Origin of the sequence: Paracoccus alcaliphilus (assembly GCF_028553725.1) — a bacterium.
Classification (GTDB): Bacteria; Pseudomonadota; Alphaproteobacteria; order Rhodobacterales; family Rhodobacteraceae; genus Paracoccus; species Paracoccus alcaliphilus.
Genome location: NZ_CP067126.1, coordinates 322,351 through 341,720 on the forward strand (window position 1 = coordinate 322,351; position 19,370 = coordinate 341,720).

General features: G+C 65.0%; 21 protein-coding genes. 9 read left to right on the forward strand and 12 right to left on the reverse strand.

Features of this window, described 5'->3' with window-relative positions:
• Window positions 1-18: 18 nt before the first annotated feature.
• From JHW40_RS21885 to JHW40_RS21895, 3 genes are all read right to left on the reverse strand, one after another.
• The gene (locus JHW40_RS21885; protein WP_090613283.1) at window positions 19-1,170 is read right to left on the reverse strand and encodes a CaiB/BaiF CoA transferase family protein; all 1,152 of its coding nucleotides are present in this window, start codon (window positions 1,168-1,170) and stop codon (window positions 19-21) included.
• Entirely contained in the window at window positions 1,163-2,362 is a 1,200-nt protein-coding gene (locus tag JHW40_RS21890; RefSeq protein ID WP_090613387.1) for an acyl-CoA dehydrogenase, read from the reverse strand. The genes JHW40_RS21885 and JHW40_RS21890 overlap by 8 nt, the downstream gene beginning before the upstream one ends.
• Before the next feature lie 103 nt (window positions 2,363-2,465).
• Complete coding sequence (locus JHW40_RS21895; RefSeq protein ID WP_170851840.1) at window positions 2,466-2,606, reverse strand: hypothetical protein; 141 nt, start codon at window positions 2,604-2,606, stop codon at window positions 2,466-2,468.
• Window positions 2,607-2,846: 240 nt separating this feature from the next.
• On the opposite strand from JHW40_RS21895, the gene JHW40_RS21900 reads away from it, so the two are divergent.
• The 5 genes from JHW40_RS21900 to JHW40_RS21920 all read left to right on the forward strand — a co-directional run bounded on the left by JHW40_RS21900 (window position 2,847) and on the right by JHW40_RS21920 (window position 5,745).
• Window positions 2,847-3,299, forward strand: a complete 453-nt coding sequence (locus JHW40_RS21900; protein WP_090613384.1) for an RrF2 family transcriptional regulator — start codon at window positions 2,847-2,849, stop codon at window positions 3,297-3,299.
• A gap of 139 nt (window positions 3,300-3,438) precedes the next feature.
• Window positions 3,439-3,681, forward strand: a complete 243-nt coding sequence (locus JHW40_RS21905; protein WP_090613280.1) for a hypothetical protein — start codon at window positions 3,439-3,441, stop codon at window positions 3,679-3,681.
• Window positions 3,678-4,094 carry a hypothetical protein gene (locus tag JHW40_RS21910; RefSeq protein WP_139208172.1) on the forward strand — a complete coding sequence of 139 codons (417 nt, stop codon included), beginning with the start codon at window positions 3,678-3,680 and terminating at the stop codon, window positions 4,092-4,094. The genes JHW40_RS21905 and JHW40_RS21910 overlap by 4 nt, the downstream gene beginning before the upstream one ends.
• A 72-nt stretch (window positions 4,095-4,166) precedes the next feature.
• Entirely contained in the window at window positions 4,167-5,198 is a 1,032-nt protein-coding gene (locus JHW40_RS21915; RefSeq protein ID WP_419182490.1) for an Ldh family oxidoreductase, read from the forward strand.
• The gene (locus JHW40_RS21920; RefSeq protein WP_244519231.1) at window positions 5,188-5,745 is read left to right on the forward strand and encodes a gluconokinase; all 558 of its coding nucleotides are present in this window, start codon (window positions 5,188-5,190) and stop codon (window positions 5,743-5,745) included. Before JHW40_RS21915 ends, JHW40_RS21920 begins: the two co-directional genes overlap by 11 nt.
• Here the strand turns inward: JHW40_RS21920 and JHW40_RS21925 are convergent.
• The 4 genes from JHW40_RS21925 to JHW40_RS21940 all read right to left on the reverse strand — a co-directional run bounded on the left by JHW40_RS21925 (window position 5,726) and on the right by JHW40_RS21940 (window position 10,208).
• Entirely contained in the window at window positions 5,726-7,447 is a 1,722-nt protein-coding gene (locus tag JHW40_RS21925) for a glycosyltransferase family 61 protein (protein WP_170851839.1), read from the reverse strand. The two genes, JHW40_RS21920 and JHW40_RS21925, sit on opposite strands and share 20 nt — an antisense overlap.
• Before the next feature lie 232 nt (window positions 7,448-7,679).
• On the reverse strand, window positions 7,680-7,853 hold the full coding sequence (locus JHW40_RS21930) for a hypothetical protein (RefSeq protein WP_170851838.1): 174 nt from the start codon (window positions 7,851-7,853) through the stop codon (window positions 7,680-7,682).
• A gap of 88 nt (window positions 7,854-7,941) precedes the next feature.
• Window positions 7,942-9,192: an AGE family epimerase/isomerase gene (locus JHW40_RS21935; RefSeq protein WP_090613269.1), complete on the reverse strand. Its 1,251-nt coding sequence runs from the start codon at window positions 9,190-9,192 to the stop codon at window positions 7,942-7,944.
• Complete coding sequence (locus tag JHW40_RS21940) at window positions 9,189-10,208, reverse strand: LacI family transcriptional regulator (protein ID WP_090613268.1); 1,020 nt, start codon at window positions 10,206-10,208, stop codon at window positions 9,189-9,191. The genes JHW40_RS21935 and JHW40_RS21940 overlap by 4 nt, the downstream gene beginning before the upstream one ends.
• A gap of 219 nt (window positions 10,209-10,427) precedes the next feature.
• Here JHW40_RS21940 and JHW40_RS21945 point away from each other — a divergent pair, with 219 nt between their 5' ends.
• The 4 genes from JHW40_RS21945 to JHW40_RS21960 are packed head-to-tail and all read left to right on the forward strand — an operon-like array spanning window position 10,428 to window position 14,582.
• Window positions 10,428-11,675, forward strand: coding sequence for an ABC transporter substrate-binding protein (locus tag JHW40_RS21945; protein ID WP_090613265.1), 1,248 nt, complete (start codon window positions 10,428-10,430; stop codon window positions 11,673-11,675).
• A 55-nt stretch (window positions 11,676-11,730) separates the two neighbouring features.
• Window positions 11,731-12,624: a carbohydrate ABC transporter permease gene (locus tag JHW40_RS21950; protein WP_090613263.1), complete on the forward strand. Its 894-nt coding sequence runs from the start codon at window positions 11,731-11,733 to the stop codon at window positions 12,622-12,624.
• A complete protein-coding gene (locus JHW40_RS21955; protein WP_090613261.1) occupies window positions 12,621-13,502 on the forward strand; it encodes a carbohydrate ABC transporter permease in 882 nt (293 codons plus the stop codon). The genes JHW40_RS21950 and JHW40_RS21955 overlap by 4 nt, the downstream gene beginning before the upstream one ends.
• Before the next feature lie 3 nt (window positions 13,503-13,505).
• Window positions 13,506-14,582: an ABC transporter ATP-binding protein gene (locus tag JHW40_RS21960; RefSeq protein ID WP_090613258.1), complete on the forward strand. Its 1,077-nt coding sequence runs from the start codon at window positions 13,506-13,508 to the stop codon at window positions 14,580-14,582.
• Window positions 14,583-14,584: 2 nt separating this feature from the next.
• Here JHW40_RS21960 and JHW40_RS21965 read toward each other — a convergent pair whose 3' ends face one another.
• From JHW40_RS21965 to JHW40_RS21985, 5 genes are read right to left on the reverse strand one after another with little or no spacing between them, the layout of a single operon-like run.
• The gene (locus tag JHW40_RS21965; RefSeq protein WP_090613256.1) at window positions 14,585-15,490 is read right to left on the reverse strand and encodes a hypothetical protein; all 906 of its coding nucleotides are present in this window, start codon (window positions 15,488-15,490) and stop codon (window positions 14,585-14,587) included.
• Window positions 15,468-16,427 (reverse strand): glycosyltransferase family 4 protein, encoded by a 960-nt coding sequence (locus tag JHW40_RS21970; protein WP_336390200.1) that lies wholly within the window; start codon window positions 16,425-16,427, stop codon window positions 15,468-15,470. Before JHW40_RS21970 ends, JHW40_RS21965 begins: the two co-directional genes overlap by 23 nt.
• A 9-nt stretch (window positions 16,428-16,436) precedes the next feature.
• A complete protein-coding gene (locus JHW40_RS21975; RefSeq protein WP_090613252.1) occupies window positions 16,437-16,637 on the reverse strand; it encodes a hypothetical protein in 201 nt (66 codons plus the stop codon).
• A complete protein-coding gene (locus tag JHW40_RS21980; RefSeq protein WP_139208171.1) occupies window positions 16,634-17,740 on the reverse strand; it encodes a sugar-transfer associated ATP-grasp domain-containing protein in 1,107 nt (368 codons plus the stop codon). The genes JHW40_RS21975 and JHW40_RS21980 overlap by 4 nt, the downstream gene beginning before the upstream one ends.
• Window positions 17,741-17,743: 3 nt before the next feature.
• Window positions 17,744-19,063, reverse strand: a complete 1,320-nt coding sequence (locus JHW40_RS21985) for a lipopolysaccharide biosynthesis protein (protein ID WP_090613246.1) — start codon at window positions 19,061-19,063, stop codon at window positions 17,744-17,746.
• Between the last annotated feature and the right edge of the window lie 307 nt (window positions 19,064-19,370).

The window sequence follows — 19,370 nt, forward strand, 5'->3', positions numbered from 1 at the left end:
AGAGATGGGATGGGTGTTTCAGGATCGTGGATGAAAGCGCCATTCGCCTTGGCCCAGGGCGGGGGCGGCGCGGGTGGTGGTCAGCGGGCTGCGCGACAGATTGAGGGGGCTGCGCAGGCCGGGGATGCCTTCGGGGATGATGCGCATGCCCCGGGCGGCGATCTGGGGGTCGGCCAGCGCCTCGGCCACGTCATTGACCGGCCCGGCGGGTACGCCCGCCTGTTCCAGCGCCGCGATCAGGTCGTTGCGGGGGCGGCGCGCGGTGGCTGCGGCAAGGATCGGTACCAGCCGGTCGCGATGGGCGACGCGGGCGGGGTTGGTGGCGTAATCGGGATTGGCGGGCAGGTCGGACAGGTCCAGCACCCGGCAAAGTGCCGCGAATTGCCGGTCGTTGCCGCAGGCGATGATCAGATGGCCGTCGGATGCCGGGAACAGCTGATAGGGCACGATATTGGGATGGGCGTTGCCCAGCCGGTGCGGCACCGTTCCACCCAGCAGGTAATTCGTTGCCTGATTGGCCAGCACCGCCGTCGCGCAATCCAGCAGTGACAGGTCCAGATGCTGGCCGAGGCCAGAGTGCGCGCGCTCGGCCAGCGCTGCCTGCACCGCGATCACGCCATACAGTCCGGTGAAGATATCGATCCATGCGACGCCGACCTTTTGCGGCTCTGCTTGCGGGTCGCCGGTCAGGTCCATGATTCCGCACATGCCCTGGATCATGAAGTCATAACCCGGTTGCGCGGCGCGCGGGCCGTTCTGTCCGAAACCCGTGACCGAGGTATAGATCAGGCCCGGGTTGCGGGTGGACAGGCTGGCGTAATCCAGCCCGAATTTCGTCAGACCGCCTACCTTGAAATTCTCGATCACCACATCGGCGTCACCGATCAGCGCCTTCAGGCGTTCCAGATCGGTCGGGTCGTTGAAATCGCAGATAACCGAGCTTTTGCCGCGATTGGCGGCGTGGAAATAGGCGGCGACGGTTTCGGATCCGCCATCGGCGCGGGCTCGGGTGATGAAGGGCGGGCCCCAGCGGCGGGTGTCGTCGCCTTCGGGGGATTCGACCTTGATCACCTCGGCGCCCAGATCGGCCAAGGTCTGGCCGATCCAGGGTCCGGCAAGGATGCGGGCCAGTTCGACGACGCGCAGCCCCTTCAGCGGCGCCTCAACCAAAGGCCGGAATCCCCGTCTGCGCCCGGCCAAGGATCAGGGCATGCACGTCATGGGTGCCCTCATAGGTGTTCACGGTTTCCAGATTCTGGGCGTGGCGCATGACGTGATAGTCGATCTGGATGCCGTTGCCACCATGCATGTCGCGGGCCATGCGGGCGATGTCCAGCGCCTTGCCGCAATTGTTGCGCTTGATCAGGCTGATCATTTCGGGGGCGAAGCGGCCCTCGTCGAACAATCGCCCCACCCGCAGGCTGGCTTGCAGCCCCAGCGCGATTTCGGTCTGCATGTCGGCCAGTTTCTTCTGGTAAAGCTGCGTCGCCGCCAGCGGGCGGTTGAACTGGTGCCGGTCCAGCCCGTATTGCCGCGCCCGGAACCAGCAATCCTCGGCCGCGCCCATCGCGCCCCAGCTGATCCCGTAACGCGCGCGGTTCAGACAGCCGAAGGGGCCGCCCATGCCCTCGGCCCCGGGCAGCAGCGCGTCCTCGCCCACCTCGACATTGTCCATCACGATCTCGCCGGTGACCGAGGCGCGCAAGCTCAGTTTGCCCTCGATCTTGGGCGAGGAGAGCCCCTTCATGCCCTTTTCCAGCACGAATCCCCTGATCTTGCCGCCATGCGCTTCGGACTTGGCCCAGACCACGAAGACATCGGCGATCGGCGCGTTCGATATCCACATCTTCGATCCCGACAGAACATAGCCGCCATCGCAGGCGACGGCCCGCGTGCGCATGCCCGCCGGATCGGAGCCGGCATCGGGTTCGGTCAGGCCGAAACAGCCGATGAATTCGCCCGAGGCCAGTTTCGGCAGATATCTGCGTTTCTGGTCCTCGCTGCCGTAGGCCTCGATCGGATACATCACCAGCGAGGACTGCACCGAGGCCATCGAGCGATAACCGCTGTCGATCCGCTCGATTTCCCGCGCGACCAGACCATAGGCGACATAGGACGCCCCGATGCCGCCATAATCTTCGGCCACGGTGACGCCCAGCAGGCCGGCGGCGCCCATTTCGCGAAAGATCTCGGGATCGGTATGTTCGGTCAGATAGGCGTTCTGCACCCGCGGGGCCAGTCGATCAGCCGCAAAGGCCGCCGCGCTGTCGCTGATCATCCGCTCTTCTTCGGTCAGTTGCTCACTGAGGAAAAACGGATCGTCCCAGCTGAATGACCCGCCCTTGTGCGACTTGACCGACATGCCCATCCTCCTGTCATGCAAGGGGCATGGCCGCCCCGTCAGGGTTCAGCTTAGCCAATTCCCTGTCGCATGAAAGCCCCTCGGGCGGGCCGTTCGGGACGGGTCACACAAGCAGCAGAAGAAGCAGCCCCCAAACCGCCACATTGGCCAGAATCGCCAGTTGCCGGCTCATGCGGGCGCTGCTTGCGGCCTCGGCCTGCCGGTCCATGCGTCGCAGGATCAGTTCGGTCTGGATATCATACATCGAAGCGACCTCCTTTATGTCCTGCATTAAATCTAGCAAACTGGTCGTGTATTTTTGTTCCAAACTTGGCGGTGCAGGGGAAATGATAGCCTCTGGCGCGTGGGTGGAAGGGAAGATCGCGGGCCTTCCGGGCGGGGGCGGATGAAATTTCCCCCAAAGCGTCGATATATGGAAAAATATCCTATGCCCGGATCGTCGCGTCTGATTGTCTTGCGCGCGGCGGCAATCTACCTTTCGGGAATGATTACCCAGAAGGCGAAATACGCGCTCAAGGCATTGATGGTTCTGGGGGACGAGGCCGAGCGGTCCGTTCCCGAGCCGTTGACCATCAGCACCATCGCCCGCAGATCCGGAACCCCCAAGCGGTTTCTGGAGCAGATCCTGCTGGAGATTCGCAATGCCGGGATCGTCGGGTCGATCCGGGGGCGTGATGGTGGCTATCTGCTGATCCGGCCACCGGCGCTGGTCTCGATCCCGGAATTGTTGCGCCTGCTGGACGGGCCGATTGCGCCCCTGCCCTGCCTGTCACGCAGCGCCTATCAGCGATGCGACGATTGCACCGACGAGGCCACCTGCCGCATCCGTCGCATGTTCGCCGAAATCTTCTGGTCCTATCTGATCATCATCGAGTCGCTGACGCTGGCCGATATCCTTTCGGCTGGCCACCTGCCGCAGGAACTGAGCGAACCCTGATCTCTCAAATCGCCGAAACAGAGAAAAATCCGCTCTTTCGGGCGGAAAATTCGTGTCGGATTCTCTTTTGCAAAACACGACCGTTCATGTCGTAATTAAGGAATTGCCGCAGGGCAATCAGCGCAAAGGAGATGCTGACATGAACGGAACTGCACGGAATACGGCGATGCGGGGCGATGCCGAAGGCTGCTGGGCGGTTTCGCTGGTCGATCGCCGCACGGGACGCATCCACAGGCGCAACGGCTCGCCGCTGTCGGTGCTGACATCCGATCCGAAAGGCTCGGCCGAGGAATTGCTGAAAGGGCGGGACCCGGCGCTGTGGCAGGCCCGGATCGACCCGCTGCCACAGGGCGCGGTCAGGTCCGCGCGGGCAGGTGGATGATGTATCCCGATATCAACCATGATTTCAGGCATCATCGCGTGACCGGCCCGGAACGCGGCTTTTGCGGTCTGGCGCATGTTGTTTTCCGGTTCACCACCAGCCCGGTGCGCATGCCCCGGCTGACCCGGCTGGGCATCGCCGAACTGGCCGCCGATATCCGGGCCGAGGGCTGGACCATCCGCAGCGCCGGGCCGCGCTGGTTCACCGTCTGGTCGCAGGATACCGAGCGGTTGCGCCGCGAGCGGGTGGTGCTGGTTCCCGCCGACTGGATCGGGCTGACCGAGACCGAGATGCTGGCCATCCTGCTGACCCATGCGCAGCGGCTGGGGCTGCTGGCCACGCGGCAGATCGACACGCTGGCGGCGCTGGATTCGGCCCGTGCCAAACTGTGGCGGGCGATCCAGCGCGCCTGAATCCCGGACCCGAATCTTGGGTCTTGCCGTTGTCGCCAGAACAGGCAGGCTGGGGCGGTCAAGACCGGAGAGATCATGTCCAGCACCACCATTCCCTTCGAGACGCTGAGCCAGCGGATCGAACAGATTTTCCTGAATGTCGGCGCCTGCCCCGCGCAGGCCGGGGCGGTTGCCCGGGTGATCGCGAAGGGCGAGCGTGACGACTGCAAATCCCACGGCGTCTATCGCATCGCGGGGCTGCTGCGGACGATCAGGGCGGGCAAGGTGGATGCGACCTCGGATCCGGTGCTGGACGATGCGGGCGGAGGCGTGATCCGGGTCGATGCGCAAGGCGGCTTTTCCCCCGCGGCGTTTGAGCTGGGGGCGCCGGTTCTGGCCGAACGGGCGCGCGATCTGGGGGTGGCCGCGCTGGTCATCAATGACTGCACCCATTTTTCCGCGCTGTGGCCGGAAATCGAGGCGCTGACCGATATGGGGCTGGCGGGGCTGGCGATGTGTCCCAGCTATGCCGTGGTGGCGCCTGCCGGAGGGACCGCGCCGCTGCTGGGCACGAACCCGATCGCCTTTGGCTGGCCCCGGCCCGATCGCGATCCCTTCGTCTTCGACATTGCCACCTCGGTCGCCGCGCGCGGCGAGATCGAGCTGCACCGCCAACAGGGCAAGCCCCTGCCCCAAGGCTGGGCGCTGGACGCCGAAGGCCAGCCCACCACCGACCCCGAGGCGGCGCTGGATGGCGCGATGCTGCCCTTTGGCGCCCATAAGGGATCGGCCATCGCGATCATGATCGAATTGCTGGCCGGGTCGATGATCGGCGACCGCACCAGCCGCGAGGCGCTGGATTATCTGGGCTCGACCACCATCCTGCCCAATCATGGAGAGCTGATCCTGGCCTTTGCGCCCGAACGGTTCTCGGCCGGAGGGGCGGCGGCGGCAATGGCCTCGGCCGAGACATTGCTGGGCGGGATCGAGGATCAGGGCGCGCGCCTGCCCTCTCAGCGCCGCTTTGCCGCGCGGGCACGGGCGCAGGCCGGGGGTATTCCGTTGAGCGATGCCGAATGGGCCGATCTGGACCGGTTGCGCGATGTTGGGCTGGATGCGGTCTGAGCCGGGGATGGGGGGCGGCATCCGGCATGTGGTGGTGATGGGCGTCTCGGGCTGCGGCAAAAGTACCGTGGGCCGGGCGCTGGCCGAGCGGCTGGGCTGGCAGTGGATCGAAGGCGACCAGCTGCATCCCGACAGCAATATCCGCAAGATGGCGGCGGGACAGCCGCTGGAGGACAGCGACCGCCTGCCATGGCTGCGCCGGGTGGCGGCAGAGATTGGCGGATTGCAGGCGCGTGGCATCGCTTCGGTAACGGGCTGTTCGGCGCTGCGTCGCGCCTATCGCGACATTCTGCGCGATGCCGCGCCGGGGGTCGGGTTTCTGCATCTGCACGGCTCGCGCGAATTGCTGGCGGCGCGGACCGGCAACAGGCCTGGGCATTTCTTTCCCGCCGCGCTGCTGGAATCGCAACTTGCCACGCTGGAGCCGCTGACCCCGGACGAGGACGGGTTGCGCGTCGATCTGTCCCTGCCTTTGGTCGATCAGGTGGATCGGGCGATTGCCGGGCTGAACCTGCGCCCCAGACCGCTCAGCCCTTCAGGAACCTGATCCCGCCGCCCGGGTCGCGCGCCCATCGCATCCAGCGGAAAGGACGATATTTCCGGCTGGCCTCGGTCGCTTCGGCCAATTCCTTGTCCAGCCCCTGCGCCTCGGCCAGCCGGATGATCCGCGCCCAGACATCCTGCCGGTAAGGGGCCAGCGACGCCGCCCGCCGATAGAAATCCATCGCGCCCTGCTGATTCTGCCAGCGCTCGTTGATCTCGCCGCCGATGATGCAGGTATTCACGCAGGTCCGGGCATACAGATCATTGCGCCGGATCATCTGCATGGCCTTCTGGTCCTCATTCCGGTCAACGCTGGCCTTCAGGCGGCGGGTAAACGAGCGATAGCGGCCGGGATGCGCCAGCGTGTCGATATAGCCTTCCAGCCGCAGGATCGCCGCCTCTGACAGGCAAAGCCCAACATGGTTCTCGCTGGACATCTGCGGCACGTCCTGCGCGTCCACCTCGCCGCCGCTGTCGCTGTGATCGACGAAAAAGCGGATATAATTCGTTCCCGACGCCGCCGCATGCATGTTGAAATCGTCAAAGCGGTGGCGGGCGGTCTGCAAATGGCTCAGTTCGATGAAATGGCTGCCGGGACTGGCATAAAGCATGTTGGCGAAACCCGCGCCGTGGGCTGACACCATGATTTCGGCGCCATTGCACAGCCCGGCCTGTTCGCGCGGCGGCATGTCCTCGAAATGGACTGTCTGAAAGCCGTGGCGTTGCAGCATCTCGACCAGCTTTTCCTCGCCCTCGATGGCGCGTTCCTTGACGGTATCGCCCGGCTTGCGCGCGACATAGATGCGGGTCAGCGGGTTTTCGCAAGCCGCATGTTGCAGGGCAGCGTTGCGGTGGCGGTCGATATATTCGTCGCGGCTGTGGCGATAGATCGCCTTGTAATTGTCGGTGCTGGCCGGACGCAGATCCCCGGTGGCCACGCCGACAAAGCCCGCCGGTTCCTCGATATCGGGCAGGATGTCGGGCGTGCAGGCGTGATAGAGGTGATTGCTGTTGAACGGCACGATGGCGTGGGGAAATTCCGCGCCGCCATTATGCCATGTCACGCGATCGGCGATTTCGGGATAGAAGTCCCTGACCGCCTGCACCAGATAGCCCTTTACCTCGGTCTTGCCGCCGGTCAGGAAATGGATTTCCCCGGTCAGGCCGTGATCCAGATACATTTGCAGATAGATCAGGCTTTCGGTGGTGAAGTGATAGAAATTGTAGAAATTTCTGGTCTCGATCAAGAAAGGCAGGTCCCGCAGCTTGCGCGCCTGACCGGCACCGGTGCCGGGGATATGGACGCCCCCCTTGGCACGCGCCTGATCGGTTGTCTTGACGATCTGGCCGATGGCCTTCTTCTCGTTCAGCTTGCGGGTCAGCCGGGTGCGCACCCGCAGGGCCGAGGCCCCGGCCATCATCACCTTCTTGCCCGCCTTGGGCAGCCGCTCGTAATAGGAGAAATCCTCGACCACCACCGGGAAGGATTTCAGCACCACGCTTTTGTCGGCCCGGCGATTGCCGCGATAGGCGCTGAGAAAGCGATGCAGCAGCAGGTTGTGCAGCGGATGATCGGTGGCGATCAATGCCTTCAGGGCGGGCTTGTCGGCAAAATCCGGGGTCAGGTCGGGCGCATCGCCCAAGGCGGCAAAGCCCGGATCGACCCCCGGCATGTGGATCCTGGCCATCGCCTGCTTGCCGCCCATATTCTGTTCCCTTGTCCGCGTTTTCGGGTCAGCCGGAACCCTTGCCTTGTCACAGATCACGAACAACAGAATCCACGGATTGCGGCTGCGGCCATCTATACACGGCCCGGCACGCCGCGACAGTCCCGCAGCGTAAAGACGGCATGACATTTGCGGATCGTTGCCGGTGTGGCGAATGTCCCGGCAACGATCCGCGAAACACGCGGGAAATCAGCGCCCGTCGCAGCGCGACCTAGAGCAGCCCGTCATGGGCGCTCACGGCATTGCAAGCCGAACGGTTGCCCTGCTGGCAGGTCGCGCGCAGATCGCCGATGGATATCCCACCCGTCGCCCGTGTCGTCGTGGTGGTCGAGGACGAACAGGCGGACAGCGCGAGGACGGAGGCAAGAACAATAAATCGGATCATGCCGCATCGTCCCTTGAAATTTTCCCCGGAGTCAAGCCGCTCATGTGCCTTTCCGGGGTCCGATCCGCGCAATTTCCGGCAATCCCGGTCACGGATTCAGCTCGGGCAGGTTGCCGGGCCGCAGCGCCGACAGATCCCGCGCCATGCCCGACAGGCCGGGCAGCAGGGGCAGCAGCGCCGCCTGCACCGAATGATAGATGTCGGGCTTGCCCGGAAACTGCCGGTCCGAAGGCGCGCCGTCCCGGTCGATCTCGGGGAACCAGCCGCCACGCTGGCGGTCGATGAACAGACGCTCTGCCGCCCGCCAGAACATCAGGTAATCCTCGCCCCGGTCATCGCCCGCCTTCAGCAGGGCGGCGGCGGCGCCGATCGCCTCGGTCACCGGCCACCAATAGCGGTCGCGGCGCAGCGGTTTTCCACCCGGATCGACGGTATAGAGGATGCCGCCCTGATCCAGCCAGCCATCGCCCAACGCGCGCTCGTACAGCCTGCCCGCCCATGCAGGCAGGGTCGCGTCCCGCCGCCCGTCCAGATCCCACGCCTGCAACAGCAGCCGCGCGAATTCAAAGGAATGGCCGGGCGTGGTGCCGCCGGGGCGGAACATCGGATTGCCCTCATAGGCCGGATCGACCTGCCAGTCGTCGGTGAAATGTTCCGGCAACCGCCAGTCATGTTCCGCGCCGATCCGGCCGATGAAGAAATCGAAAATCCCCCTCGCCCGGCGCAGCAGGGCCAGGTCGCCGGTCGCCTCGGTCGCGGCCAGCAGCGCCTCGGACATGTGCATATTCGCATTCATCCCGCGATAGCCTGAGATGACGCGCCAGTCGCGGCCATATTCCTCGGTCATGCGGGCGTGGTCGTGGTCCCAGAAACGGGACTCGATCACGTCGAGGATATCGGCAAGCAGGCGGTCGGCATCGGGATGGCCCGCCTGTTTCGCGCTGGCCGCCGCCAGCAGCACGAAGGCATGACCATAGGCCAGCTTGTTGCCCTCCAGCGCGGCGCCTCCGGGCGCAAACGACCACAGATAGCCGCCGTGGCGGCTGTCCCGATGCAGGTGCCACAGGGCCGCCATGCCGTGATCGACGATCCGGTCCGCGCCTTTGACGCCCAGCAGATGCGCCATCGCGAAGGCATGGACCATGCGCGTGGTCGCATGCAGTTCCCGCGCCACGCCGGGGATGGGATCGCCATTCAGGTCCAGCGCGTGAAAGCCCCCCGCCGGATCGAGGCTGCGGGCAAAGAACCGGAACTGCCGCATGGCGTCCGCCAGCAGCCAGTCGCGATGTGCCCCGGTCCCCCACCACGGACCAGAGGCGGGAATGGTGTGTTCAGTCATGGCCGGACCTCATATGCGGCGCCCGCGATCAGGGGCGGGGCGGGAAACAGATGTTGCAAATCCGCCGGGGCATCGCCCGCGATGGCGCGCAGCAGCAGGCGGCCCATCATCTCGCCTGCCTCGGCCAGATCCTCGAAGATGCTGTCGAATCGCGGGCGGATGATCCCGGCCATGCCCGAGGTATGCTTCATCACCAGACGGCAATCGCCGGCCCGGCCCGCATCGGCAAAGGCGGCATGGACGGCCATCGCGCTGACCTCGCCCGGGCAGACGAAGCCGTCGGGGGGCGTGCCCCGGGCGATCATCGCGCCGATATGGGCATGGATCGCCTCGGGCGGGTCGTCCAGTGAGACGTCGGGCAGGATCAGCCCGTCGATCCCGGCCTCGCCGCAGGCGCGCAGGAAACCCATGCGCAGATGCTGGGCGAAGGTCATGCCCGAGGGGGCCGGGATCAGGCAGGGGCGTCGCGCCCCCTGCCCGATCAGCCGCGCCGCCGCCGCATGGGCAAAGCCGAAATTGTCGAAATCGACGAAGGGATGCGGCGTCGCCAGCTCGGTCCGGCCGTGGCTGATGAAGGGAAAGCGGCCTTCCAGCATCAGCCGCACGCGCAGGTCGTCGGGCGTGGTCCGAGAGATGATAAGCCCGTCGGCCAGCCGGTTGCGCAGCACGTTCTCGATGGGCTCGATCGCGGGCCGGTCGGCATAGTTCGGCATCACCACCAGATGATAGGGCGTGCCGCGCAGCGCCTTGGTCAGCCCCCGGATCATCGACGAACCATAGCCCAGAATTTCCTCATGCGGGTTCAGCACGAAGGCTATGACATTGGTGCGCCCGGTCCGCAGCCTCTGCGCTGCCCGGTCGGGCGAATAGCCCAGCTGCCGCGCGGCCTCCTGCACCCGCTGGCGGGTGTCTTGCGCGATTCGCGGATCATCCGACAGCGCGCGCGACACGGTGGTCACCGCCAGCCCGGTCGCTTGCGCGACGGTGCGCAGCGTCGGCCGGTCGCGTTTGACCATCTTTCCCCCTCCCCGGCGGCAATCGGCGCCTGATATACAACGATACAAGCAACCCGGATGTCCGCCATCTTTCCGCAGCGTTATCCTTGTTACCTTCACTTGCATGAATATTAAAGATTTTAATTCGACGCCACAGATGATTGCAGACTTGACACCAAGGTATGTTAAATCGTTATAAATAATGCGCCGGTGTGGAGGCCGGCTGAGGGAGGCTGAAAAATGCGTAGAATTCTGATGGCCAGTGCGGCCATTTCCGTTCTGGCCAGCGCCACGGCCCGGGCCGAAGAAAGCGTCGAGGTCCTGCACTGGTGGACCGCGGGCGGCGAGGCTGCCGCGCTGAACGTGCTGAAAGAGGATCTGGCGTCCAAAGGTGTCGGCTGGTCCGACATGCCGGTCGCGGGCGGTTCGGGTGTGCAGGCGATGACGGCGCTGCGTGCGCGGGTGACGGCGGGCGATCCGCCGACCGCCGTGCAGATGCTGGGCTTCGACATCCGCGACTGGGCCGAGATGGGCGTGCTGGGCAATTTGGACGATCTGGCCGCGGAACAAGGCTGGGCCGAGGTGATCCCCGAGGCGATTCAGGCCTTCTCGAAATATGACGATCACTGGATCGCGGCGCCGGTCAATGTCCATTCGACCAACTGGCTGTGGATCAACAAGGCAGCACTGGATGCCGCAGGCGCAGAGCCGCCCGAGGATATGGACGGGCTGTTCGCCATGCTGGACGCCTTCAATGAACAGGGCATCACACCCTTGGCCCATGGCGGTCAGCCCTGGCAGGACGGCACGCTGTGGGAATCGGTGGTGCTGTCGCGCGGCGGCATGGACTTTTATCGTCAGGCCGTGCTGGACGCCGACGCCGATGCGCTTGGCGGCGACACCATGCGGCAGGTCTTTGACGACATGAGCAAGCTGCGCGAATATTTCGACGGCAGTTTTTCGGGACGGGACTGGAACCTTGCCTCGGCCATGGTGATCGAGGGTCAGGCGGGCGCGCAGCAGATGGGCGATTGGGCCAAGGGCGAGTTTCTGAGCGCCGATCAGGTGCCGGGCGAGGATTTCGTCTGCATCCGCTTTCCGGGCACGCAGGGCTCTATCCTGTTCAACTCGGATCAGTTCGTGATGTTCGATCTGGGCGATGACGAAAAACGCAGCGCGCAGCTGAAAATGGCCGCAGCAGTCGAGGATCCGGCCTTTCAGGTGGCGTTCAACACGGTGAAGGGCTCGGTCCCGGCGCGCACCGATGTGCCCGATACCGACTTCGACGATTGCGGCAAGAAAGGCATGGCCGATCTGGTCGAGGCAGCCGCAGGCGGCACGCTGGCCGGATCGCTGGCGCATGGCCATGGCCAGCCCTCGGCGGTGAAAGAAGCCGTCTTCGACGTGGTGACCCAGCATCTGAACGGGCAGATCACCACCGATGAGGCGCTGACCCGCCTGCCGCAGGCCGTCGCCGCCGCGCAATGACCAAAGGACGCCCGGACCCCCGGTCCGGGCGATCCGCGCATCCCAAGGAGCGCCCATGGCCACGACATCCCCCGGCATGCTGCGACGCCTGCAGGATTGGCTGCCGCGTCTGGTGCTGGCACCTTCCTTCGCGCTGGTGCTGATCTTCGTCTATGGCTTCATCGTCTGGACGGCGGTCCTGTCCATGTCCACATCGCGCATCCTGCCGGTCTATAAATGGGCGGGCTTTGACGCCTACGAGCGGCTGTTCGCGCAACCAAACTGGTGGATGGCGCTGAAAAATCTGGCGATTTTCGGGTCGCTCTATATCATCATCTGCATCGCGCTGGGGCTGCTGCTGGCGATCCTGCTGGATCAGCGCATCCGCATCGAGGGCGTGCTGCGGCCGATCTATCTTTACCCGATGGCACTGTCCTTCGTGGTCACAGGGACGGCGTGGAAATGGTTTCTGAACCCCGGCATGGGGTTTCAGAACACCGTGCGCGGCTGGGGATGGGAGGGGTTCACCTTCGACTGGCTGGTCCGGCCCGACATGGCCATCTATACCGTCGCCATCGCCGGGATCTGGCAGGCATCGGGCTTTGTCATGGCGATGTTTCTGGCGGGTCTGCGCGGCATCGACAGCGAGATGCTGAAGGCCGCCACGGTGGATGGCGCCTCGACCTTCACCATCTATCGCCGCATCGTGATTCCGCTGCTGCGCCCGGCATTCCTGTCGGCGGTGATCGTGCTGGCCCATATGGCGATCAAGTCCTATGACCTCGTGATCGCGCTGACCGGCGGCGGGCCGGGGAATGCGACCGAGCTGCCCTCGACCTTCATGTATTCCTACACCTTTACCCGCAGCCAGATGGCGGTGGGCTCGGCCTCGGCCATGATCATGCTGATGGGGATCGCGGCGATCATGGTGCCCTATCTCTATTCCGAGCTGCGGGAGGAGAAGCGATGAGCGTGCATGACATGCCCGCAGGTTCCGGCGCCTCATGGCTGAACCGGGTGGTGATCTATGGTCTGCTGCTGATCTTCGCGGGCATGTATCTGCTGCCGCTGTTCGTGATGCTGACCACCTCTTTCAAGCCGCTGGCCGAGATCCGGGGCGGCGACATTCTGGCGCTGCCGTCCGAGCCGACGATCCAGCCCTGGCTGCGCGCCTGGGGCAGCGCCTGCATCGGCGTCACCTGCGAGGGGATCAAGGGTTACTTCTGGAACTCGATCAGGATGGTGGTTCCGGCGGTGCTGATCTCGACCGCGCTGGGGGCGCTGAACGGCTATGTGCTGACGAAATGGCGGTTTCGCGGGCACAGGCTGGTTTTCGGGCTGATGCTGTTTGCCTGTTTCATCCCCTTCCAGTCGGTGCTGATCCCGATGGCGCGGGTCTTGGGACAACTGGGCCTGTCGAATACCACGGCCGGGCTGGTGCTGGTCCATGTCGTCTATGGTATCGGCTTTACCACGCTGTTTTTCCGTAACTATTACGAGGCCTTCCCGACCGAGCTGGTTCATTCCGCGCAGGTGGACGGGGCGGGTTTCTTTACCATCTTCTGGCGCATCCTGCTGCCGTCCTCGGCGCCGATCATCGTCGTCTGCGTGATCTATCAGTTCACCAATATCTGGAACGATTTTCTGTTCGGCGTCTCGTTTGCCTCGGGCGGGGGGGCGCCGATGACCGTGGCGCTGAACAATCTGGTGGCCTCATCCACGGGGGTCAAGGAATACAATGTGGACATGGCGGCGGCGGTGATCGCGGCCCTGCCCACGCTGATCGTCTATGTCGTCGCCGGGCGCTATTTCATGCGCGGGTTGATGGCGGGCGCAGTCAAGGGATAAAGCATGGCCTTCATCGAGATCGAGCGGCTGGAACGCAGCATCGGTGCCCTGAAAATCCTGAAAGGCATCGACATATCGCTGGAAAAGGGCGGTTTTCTGGTGCTGCTGGGGCCATCGGGCTGCGGCAAGTCCACGCTGCTGAACGCCATCGCCGGATTGCAGCCGCCAACGGCGGGCGATATCCGCATCGACGGTCACAGCGTGATGGACCTGCATCCGTCCAAGCGCGATATTGCCATGGTTTTTCAATCCTATGCGCTGTATCCCAACATGACCGTGGCGCAGAATATCGGCTTTCCGCTGGAGATGGCGGGGGTGGCCAGGGCACAGCGCGAAACCGACATTGAAGCCGTGGCGCGGACCTTGCAGATCGGGCATCTGCTGGGGCGTCGCCCCGGGCAGTTGTCGGGCGGGCAGCGCCAGCGGGTCGCGATGGCCCGCGCGCTGGTGCGCAAGCCTCGGCTGTTCCTGTTCGACGAGCCTTTGTCGAACCTTGACGCGAAACTGCGGGTCGAGGTCCGGGCCGAAATCAAGCGCCTGCATCAGCAAACCGGCGCGACGATCATCTATGTCACCCATGACCAGATCGAGGCGATGACGCTGGCCACCCAGATCGTGGTGATGAAAGAGGGCGAGATCCAGCAATCCGGCACGCCCGCGCAGATCTATGGCCAGCCGGCCAACATGTTCGTGGCCGATTTCATGGGGTCGCCGGCGATGAACATGCTGCCGGGCACGGTGGCGCCGGATGGCAGAGGCCTGATCCCCGAGGCGGCGCCCGACGATGTGCTGCCGCTGCCCTGCCCTCTGTCGCCGGGTCGCAAGGTCGTGTTGGGGATCCGCCCGGAAAATATCGGGCAGGAAATCGGGCCGGGCATGTTCGCGCTGGACCTGCCGGTCGAGATCGTCGAGCCGACGGGGTCGGACGTGTTCCTGTCGCTGCGTTTCGGCACCGCGCTGCTGACGGCGCGGCTGCCCGGCGCGGCGCGGGCGGTGGCCGGGGGCGTGCAGCGGGTCGGGCTGGATCTGTCCCATGCGGTTCTGTTCGACGCCGAAAGCCGCCAGCGCATCGACGGCTGACCCTATCGACCCCGACGATAGAGGCGGCGGACGTTCTCTTTCATGCCCATCCGCCCCAGCAGCGCGATCACCTGATGGCGCAGCCGCGATGTGCCACGCCGCCAGCGATAGAGAAGGCGCCGTGAAGCCCCCGGTCGCGCCCCTTGCAGCGGGGTCAGCAACAGCCGGGCCATCGCCCGGGCCTCATCATGCGAAGCACTGACCCACAGCGCCGCGTCGGGCACGGTTGCGTCCGCATCAACGACCAGCAAAAGCAGCGCGCCATCTGCGGGCAGATTGGGTGCGGGGGTCAGCCGGATCACCCGGCGATAGACCAGCGGCCCAAGTCGGGCCAGCAATGCCCGCTCGGCCCGCCGGGGCATGGGCGACAGCAGGGCGATGCGGGCCTGCGGCGCCAGATCGACATAAGCCAGCACCGCCGCATCAAGATCCTCATCCGACATGCCGCGCCGCCGGAAATAGCGGTAATCATAGATCACCGGGTCCAGCCCGGTCTCGACCCCCACAACCGGCTGACCGGCCTGCATGGCGCAGGCGGCCCGATGCGCCCCGTTGAGGATGCTGCCGTCGCGGGCCAGCGGGATCAGGCTTTGATCCGCGTCGAACCCCTCGTCGCGGATGCGCCGGTGCAGATCCTCGAATTGCTGGCGGAACGCCGCCGCGCCGTACTTGTTGCTGCCCGGCTCTTTCATGTCGCCAAGCGAAAACGCGGCGATATGCGCATCATAAAGATCGCGGTCGGTTTCCGCGTCCTTCAGGTAAAGCAGCTTGATCGCCAGATCCAGCCGCGACCAGATCAGGGCAGGCCGGAAACGGCGACAGGCAAACTGCCCCTGCCCCGGTGCCAGCCGCGCGATCAGAAACGGTTCCAGCCGCCCGGCCAGATCATCCCGGCTGACGTGACGCATTCAGCACCCCCACCCCCTGCGGCACATAGGGCGCGAAGATGGCGGCATCCTGCATCGAGGCTGCCGCGCGGATTTCGTCGATCATCTGCGAATAGACGGTATCGGCGTCAAAGGCGATGCGGGCATGGCGAAAGGCGGCCTCGCCCATGCGGCGGCGCAGGTCGGGCGCCTCGATCAGCTGCGTCAACGCGGCGATGAATTCCGCGTCGCTGTCGATATCGGCCAAAATCCCGCTGCGCCCATTCAGCACGATATCGGCAATGCCGCCCAGCCTGCTGGCCACGACCGGCAGCCGCGCGGCGGCGGCCTCGACCAGCACATGGGGCGACATATCCAGTTCCGTGGGCAGGCACATCATATCCATCTTCGGCAGCAACCGGGCGATCAGATCGGCATGCGGCACCCGCCCATGCGCGGTGATATCCGGCCCCCGCACCATCGCCAACGGATCGGCGGACACGATATGCAGATGGCAGCGCCCGGCCAACGGTCCCTGCACCCATTCCACCAGACGCGGCCCGCCCTTGCGCACGAAATCATTGCCGATGAAAACAATATTGGGCGGCCCGTCATGGCTTCGCTTCGGTTTGAACGCCGTCAGATTCTGCGCGGGCGGAATGATCCTGATCCGCGCGGGGTCGATGCCGTAATCACCAACCAGCGAATCGGCGGCCCAGTGGCTCATGGGATAGATGCGGGCGGCGCGGCGCAGCAATTCGGCCTCTCGCTCCATTTCCGGCAGGGTCCAGATGCCAAAGCCGAAATCACGCTCGATATTGGCGCGGGTGCAGTCCAGCGACACGGTAAAGGGCGGCGCATCCGCCATGTCCAGCAGCGCGCCCGAGGGCCAGTGAGAGGCGAAATGCACGATCTCGGGGGCGTGTTCGGTGATCTGGCGGCGGATATCGGCCCCCAGCCGCCCCCTGTAGGCGTGGATCGGATCCCGTCAGCGCAGCCAGCGGATCAGCCTGCCCGACACGTCATGGCGCTTGACGAAGGCGGTGCTGAGACCGCTGGGACGACGCCAATGGACGGCGAAACGCAGGTCCGCGCGCGATGCCATGACCGCGGCGACCTGCTGGGAATAGGTCTTCCAGCCCAGAATGCCATTGGCCATCAGCAGGATATGCGGCCCTTGCGCGGTCATGTCCGGCCCGCGATCAGCGTCGGCGCGGCGCCGGGCTTGCCTGACGCCCCGCCCGTCAGATGCAACCGGTCCCAGCCCAGATCGGCAAAGCACGGGCCTTGCATCGGCTCGGCAAAGCTGACCACGCCGCCTTCCCATTCCAGCACCTGCACCCGGCCATGACGGTCGGGCAGCATGTCCCAGCTGAGAAACCGGGGCAGCGGCATCCGGCGATGCAGGCGCAGCGCGGTCTGGACGCAATCGCCGATCTGCGGCAGGGTCAGCCCGGCGAATTCCGCCCCCGTATCGGGATGGCGCTCCACCACCCGCCACGAGGTCATGAACCCCTCATCCGCCAGACGCCCGCTGGTCCAGTCCACCGCGATGCGCAGCTGGTCCGAGGCCATGACATGACCATGCCCCTTGCGCCCCAGCTTCAGATAGCAGCCCCTGACCTCGGCCTGCCCTTGATCGGTGATGACAGTGGCGATACGCAGCGTCGGGACCGAGGGCAGCCCGAAACGGTCAAAGAACGGATGCGGCTCTATCATGCGCTGGATCACGCCATTGCCCGTCGCGGTCAGGCTGGCCATATCAAGGCCCCGCGTCGCAAGGCTGCGCACCCCGGCGCCAAAGCCGCTGGCATCGCTTTTGACGACGATCCGGTCGCCGAACCGGGACATGGTCGCGGCGGCAGCCGCAGGCGGGATCACCCGGTAATCGGCATCCAGCAGCAAGCCGTTGACCACATAGCCGATATCGGGAAAGGCATCATCGCCGAACAGCACCCGGTTGGCCGCCCGCTGGCGGGCCATATGGTGATAGGCACCGTTGACGCGCGGCATCACCTCGGCCGTGTAATAGTTGTCGGGCAGCCAGCCCGGCCGGAACTGCCCCGATGCGGCAGCATAGACCTGCAACCATTCGGCATAGCCCTTCCAGCCCAGATGCCCGATGGCATAGTCCAGCGCCTGCCTGCGCATCTGCGGCGACAGCGCCCGGCCCGACGCCTCCAGCGCGGACAGCGCGCGCCGGGCGATGGCGCGTTTCAGCATATGCATGCGCGCGGTTCTGGCCGAAGCCACGGTCTTGCGGGCCATGCGTTTGACAGCAGCGGTATTCACGGATCACGCTCCGACGATGGAATGGGATGGGGCATCTCCGCGAGCTTGCGGGATCTTGCCCAGCACGATGCGAAACGCGGTCAGCGCGAAGATCAGCCGCACCACCGCCATCACCACCATCGCCCAGCCCGCGCCATAGACGCCATGCGACGGAATCAGGACCAGCGCCGCGATCATTGCCGCGACAAGGCCAAGCGCGCTGCTGAGCAGTCGGTGGTTGAAGGCCTGCGCCGCCGTGACCGCCGTCAGCAACTGCATGCCGATGATACTGACCGCCGTGCCCAGCAGGATGATCGTGAACAGCTCGGCATTGCGATAGGTATCGCCAAAGACCAGCCCCAGCGCGACATCGCCAAGAAACCAGCCAAAGGCCACGGCGCACAGCCCGATCAGCCCAGCAAACAGCGCCAGGTTGCAGGTCAGGCGACTGAATTTGCGCGCCCTGCCCTCGCGATAGTATTTGCGCAGCCGGGCGGCACTGGCCGTGCCCATCGGGCCCACCGCCATCGACAGCGCCGAATGGACATAGGCCAGCGTCCCGAACAGCCCGACCGCCGCCAGATCGGTATAACGCGCCAGCACCATCGGCGGCACGCTGGCCGAGGCCCGCGTCATCCACAGCGCGACCCCGATGGGCAACACCCACCACGCCAGCGCCAGGATCGTCCGCGCCCGCACCTGCCGCAACTGCGCGAATTGCGTCTGCGCATTCATCCTCACCAGCAAGGCCCGGTCCACCACAAAATAGCTGAAGAACCACGCCACCGCCTCGCACAACAAGGCCAGCGGCAGGTTGCGGGTCAGCCAGAAGGTGGTGGCAAAGACCACCAGCCCGATGCTGCCCCGCCCGATGGTCGAGACGGCGACGAAATTCAGCCTCTCGTCCCGCTGGAACACACCGTGGATCAGGCTGGACTGCGCCCCGAAAAAGCGCACCAGCGAAAAGGCGATGGCGGTCAGTTGCACCAGCCGGCTCTCGTCGCCCTGAAAGAAGACCACGACCAGAATCGTCAGCCCGATCGCCACGATCCCGGCAAAGAACCGCAGCGCGACGTAATCGGCACGGGTGAAGCGGTCGAAATCATCGACGGTATGGACCTCGTTCATGCCCATCGAGGTCAGGAAGAACAGCGGCGTCACGATGGCCGAGGCCAGGGTCAGCGCCCCGACATCCTGCGGCAGTCCCATATGCACGATGATCGCCAGAATCGCGAATTGCGACAGCGCCATAAACACCCGCGCCGAAATCGCATAGGCGATATTGCGTTGCAGCGAGGGGCCACGGGGCGTCTCGCTGGCGGTGTTGTGGGGGTGGCGGCTCATTGCCTCGGCGTCCTGCAACGCGGGGCGTTGACGGTGCCGGACAGACGCATGGACAGGTCACGGGCGATCCCTCGCCCGGCTGATCCGATTGAACACTGGCAGTCTGAATACATTCGGGCCGACACGAAGGAAAAACATCACGAAATACCGCGCCAATCCATCTGCCAACGCATGGGAAGTCAATTGCGGGATGCGGGACCGGTCGTCATATTGCGGCAATATTTCGCCGATATTGGGATTTTTGTGCGAAAATTCGTTCCCATTACTCTCGCCTTGCGTGTGCAAACGGCGGGCATATTATGGTTAA

Coding starts and splice junctions, on each gene's coding strand:
- JHW40_RS21960 (WP_090613258.1), top strand. CDS start 13,506: ATGGCCTTCATCGAGATCGAGCGGCTGGAACGCAGCATCGGTGCCCTG.
- JHW40_RS21935 (WP_090613269.1), bottom strand. CDS start 9,192: ATGACTGAACACACCATTCCCGCCTCTGGTCCGTGGTGGGGGACCGGG.
- JHW40_RS21930 (WP_170851838.1), bottom strand. CDS start 7,853: ATGATCCGATTTATTGTTCTTGCCTCCGTCCTCGCGCTGTCCGCCTGT.
- JHW40_RS21920 (WP_244519231.1), top strand. CDS start 5,188: ATGCGGTCTGAGCCGGGGATGGGGGGCGGCATCCGGCATGTGGTGGTG.
- JHW40_RS21940 (WP_090613268.1), bottom strand. CDS start 10,208: ATGGTCAAACGCGACCGGCCGACGCTGCGCACCGTCGCGCAAGCGACC.
- JHW40_RS21900 (WP_090613384.1), top strand. CDS start 2,847: ATGATTACCCAGAAGGCGAAATACGCGCTCAAGGCATTGATGGTTCTG.
- JHW40_RS21890 (WP_090613387.1), bottom strand. CDS start 2,362: ATGTCGGTCAAGTCGCACAAGGGCGGGTCATTCAGCTGGGACGATCCG.
- JHW40_RS21905 (WP_090613280.1), top strand. CDS start 3,439: ATGAACGGAACTGCACGGAATACGGCGATGCGGGGCGATGCCGAAGGC.
- JHW40_RS21985 (WP_090613246.1), bottom strand. CDS start 19,063: ATGAGCCGCCACCCCCACAACACCGCCAGCGAGACGCCCCGTGGCCCC.
- JHW40_RS21945 (WP_090613265.1), top strand. CDS start 10,428: ATGCGTAGAATTCTGATGGCCAGTGCGGCCATTTCCGTTCTGGCCAGC.
- JHW40_RS21925 (WP_170851839.1), bottom strand. CDS start 7,447: ATGGGCGGCAAGCAGGCGATGGCCAGGATCCACATGCCGGGGGTCGAT.
- JHW40_RS21895 (WP_170851840.1), bottom strand. CDS start 2,606: ATGTATGATATCCAGACCGAACTGATCCTGCGACGCATGGACCGGCAG.
- JHW40_RS21910 (WP_139208172.1), top strand. CDS start 3,678: ATGATGTATCCCGATATCAACCATGATTTCAGGCATCATCGCGTGACC.
- JHW40_RS21950 (WP_090613263.1), top strand. CDS start 11,731: ATGGCCACGACATCCCCCGGCATGCTGCGACGCCTGCAGGATTGGCTG.
- JHW40_RS21965 (WP_090613256.1), bottom strand. CDS start 15,490: ATGCGTCACGTCAGCCGGGATGATCTGGCCGGGCGGCTGGAACCGTTT.
- JHW40_RS21955 (WP_090613261.1), top strand. CDS start 12,621: ATGAGCGTGCATGACATGCCCGCAGGTTCCGGCGCCTCATGGCTGAAC.
- JHW40_RS21975 (WP_090613252.1), bottom strand. CDS start 16,637: ATGACCGCGCAAGGGCCGCATATCCTGCTGATGGCCAATGGCATTCTG.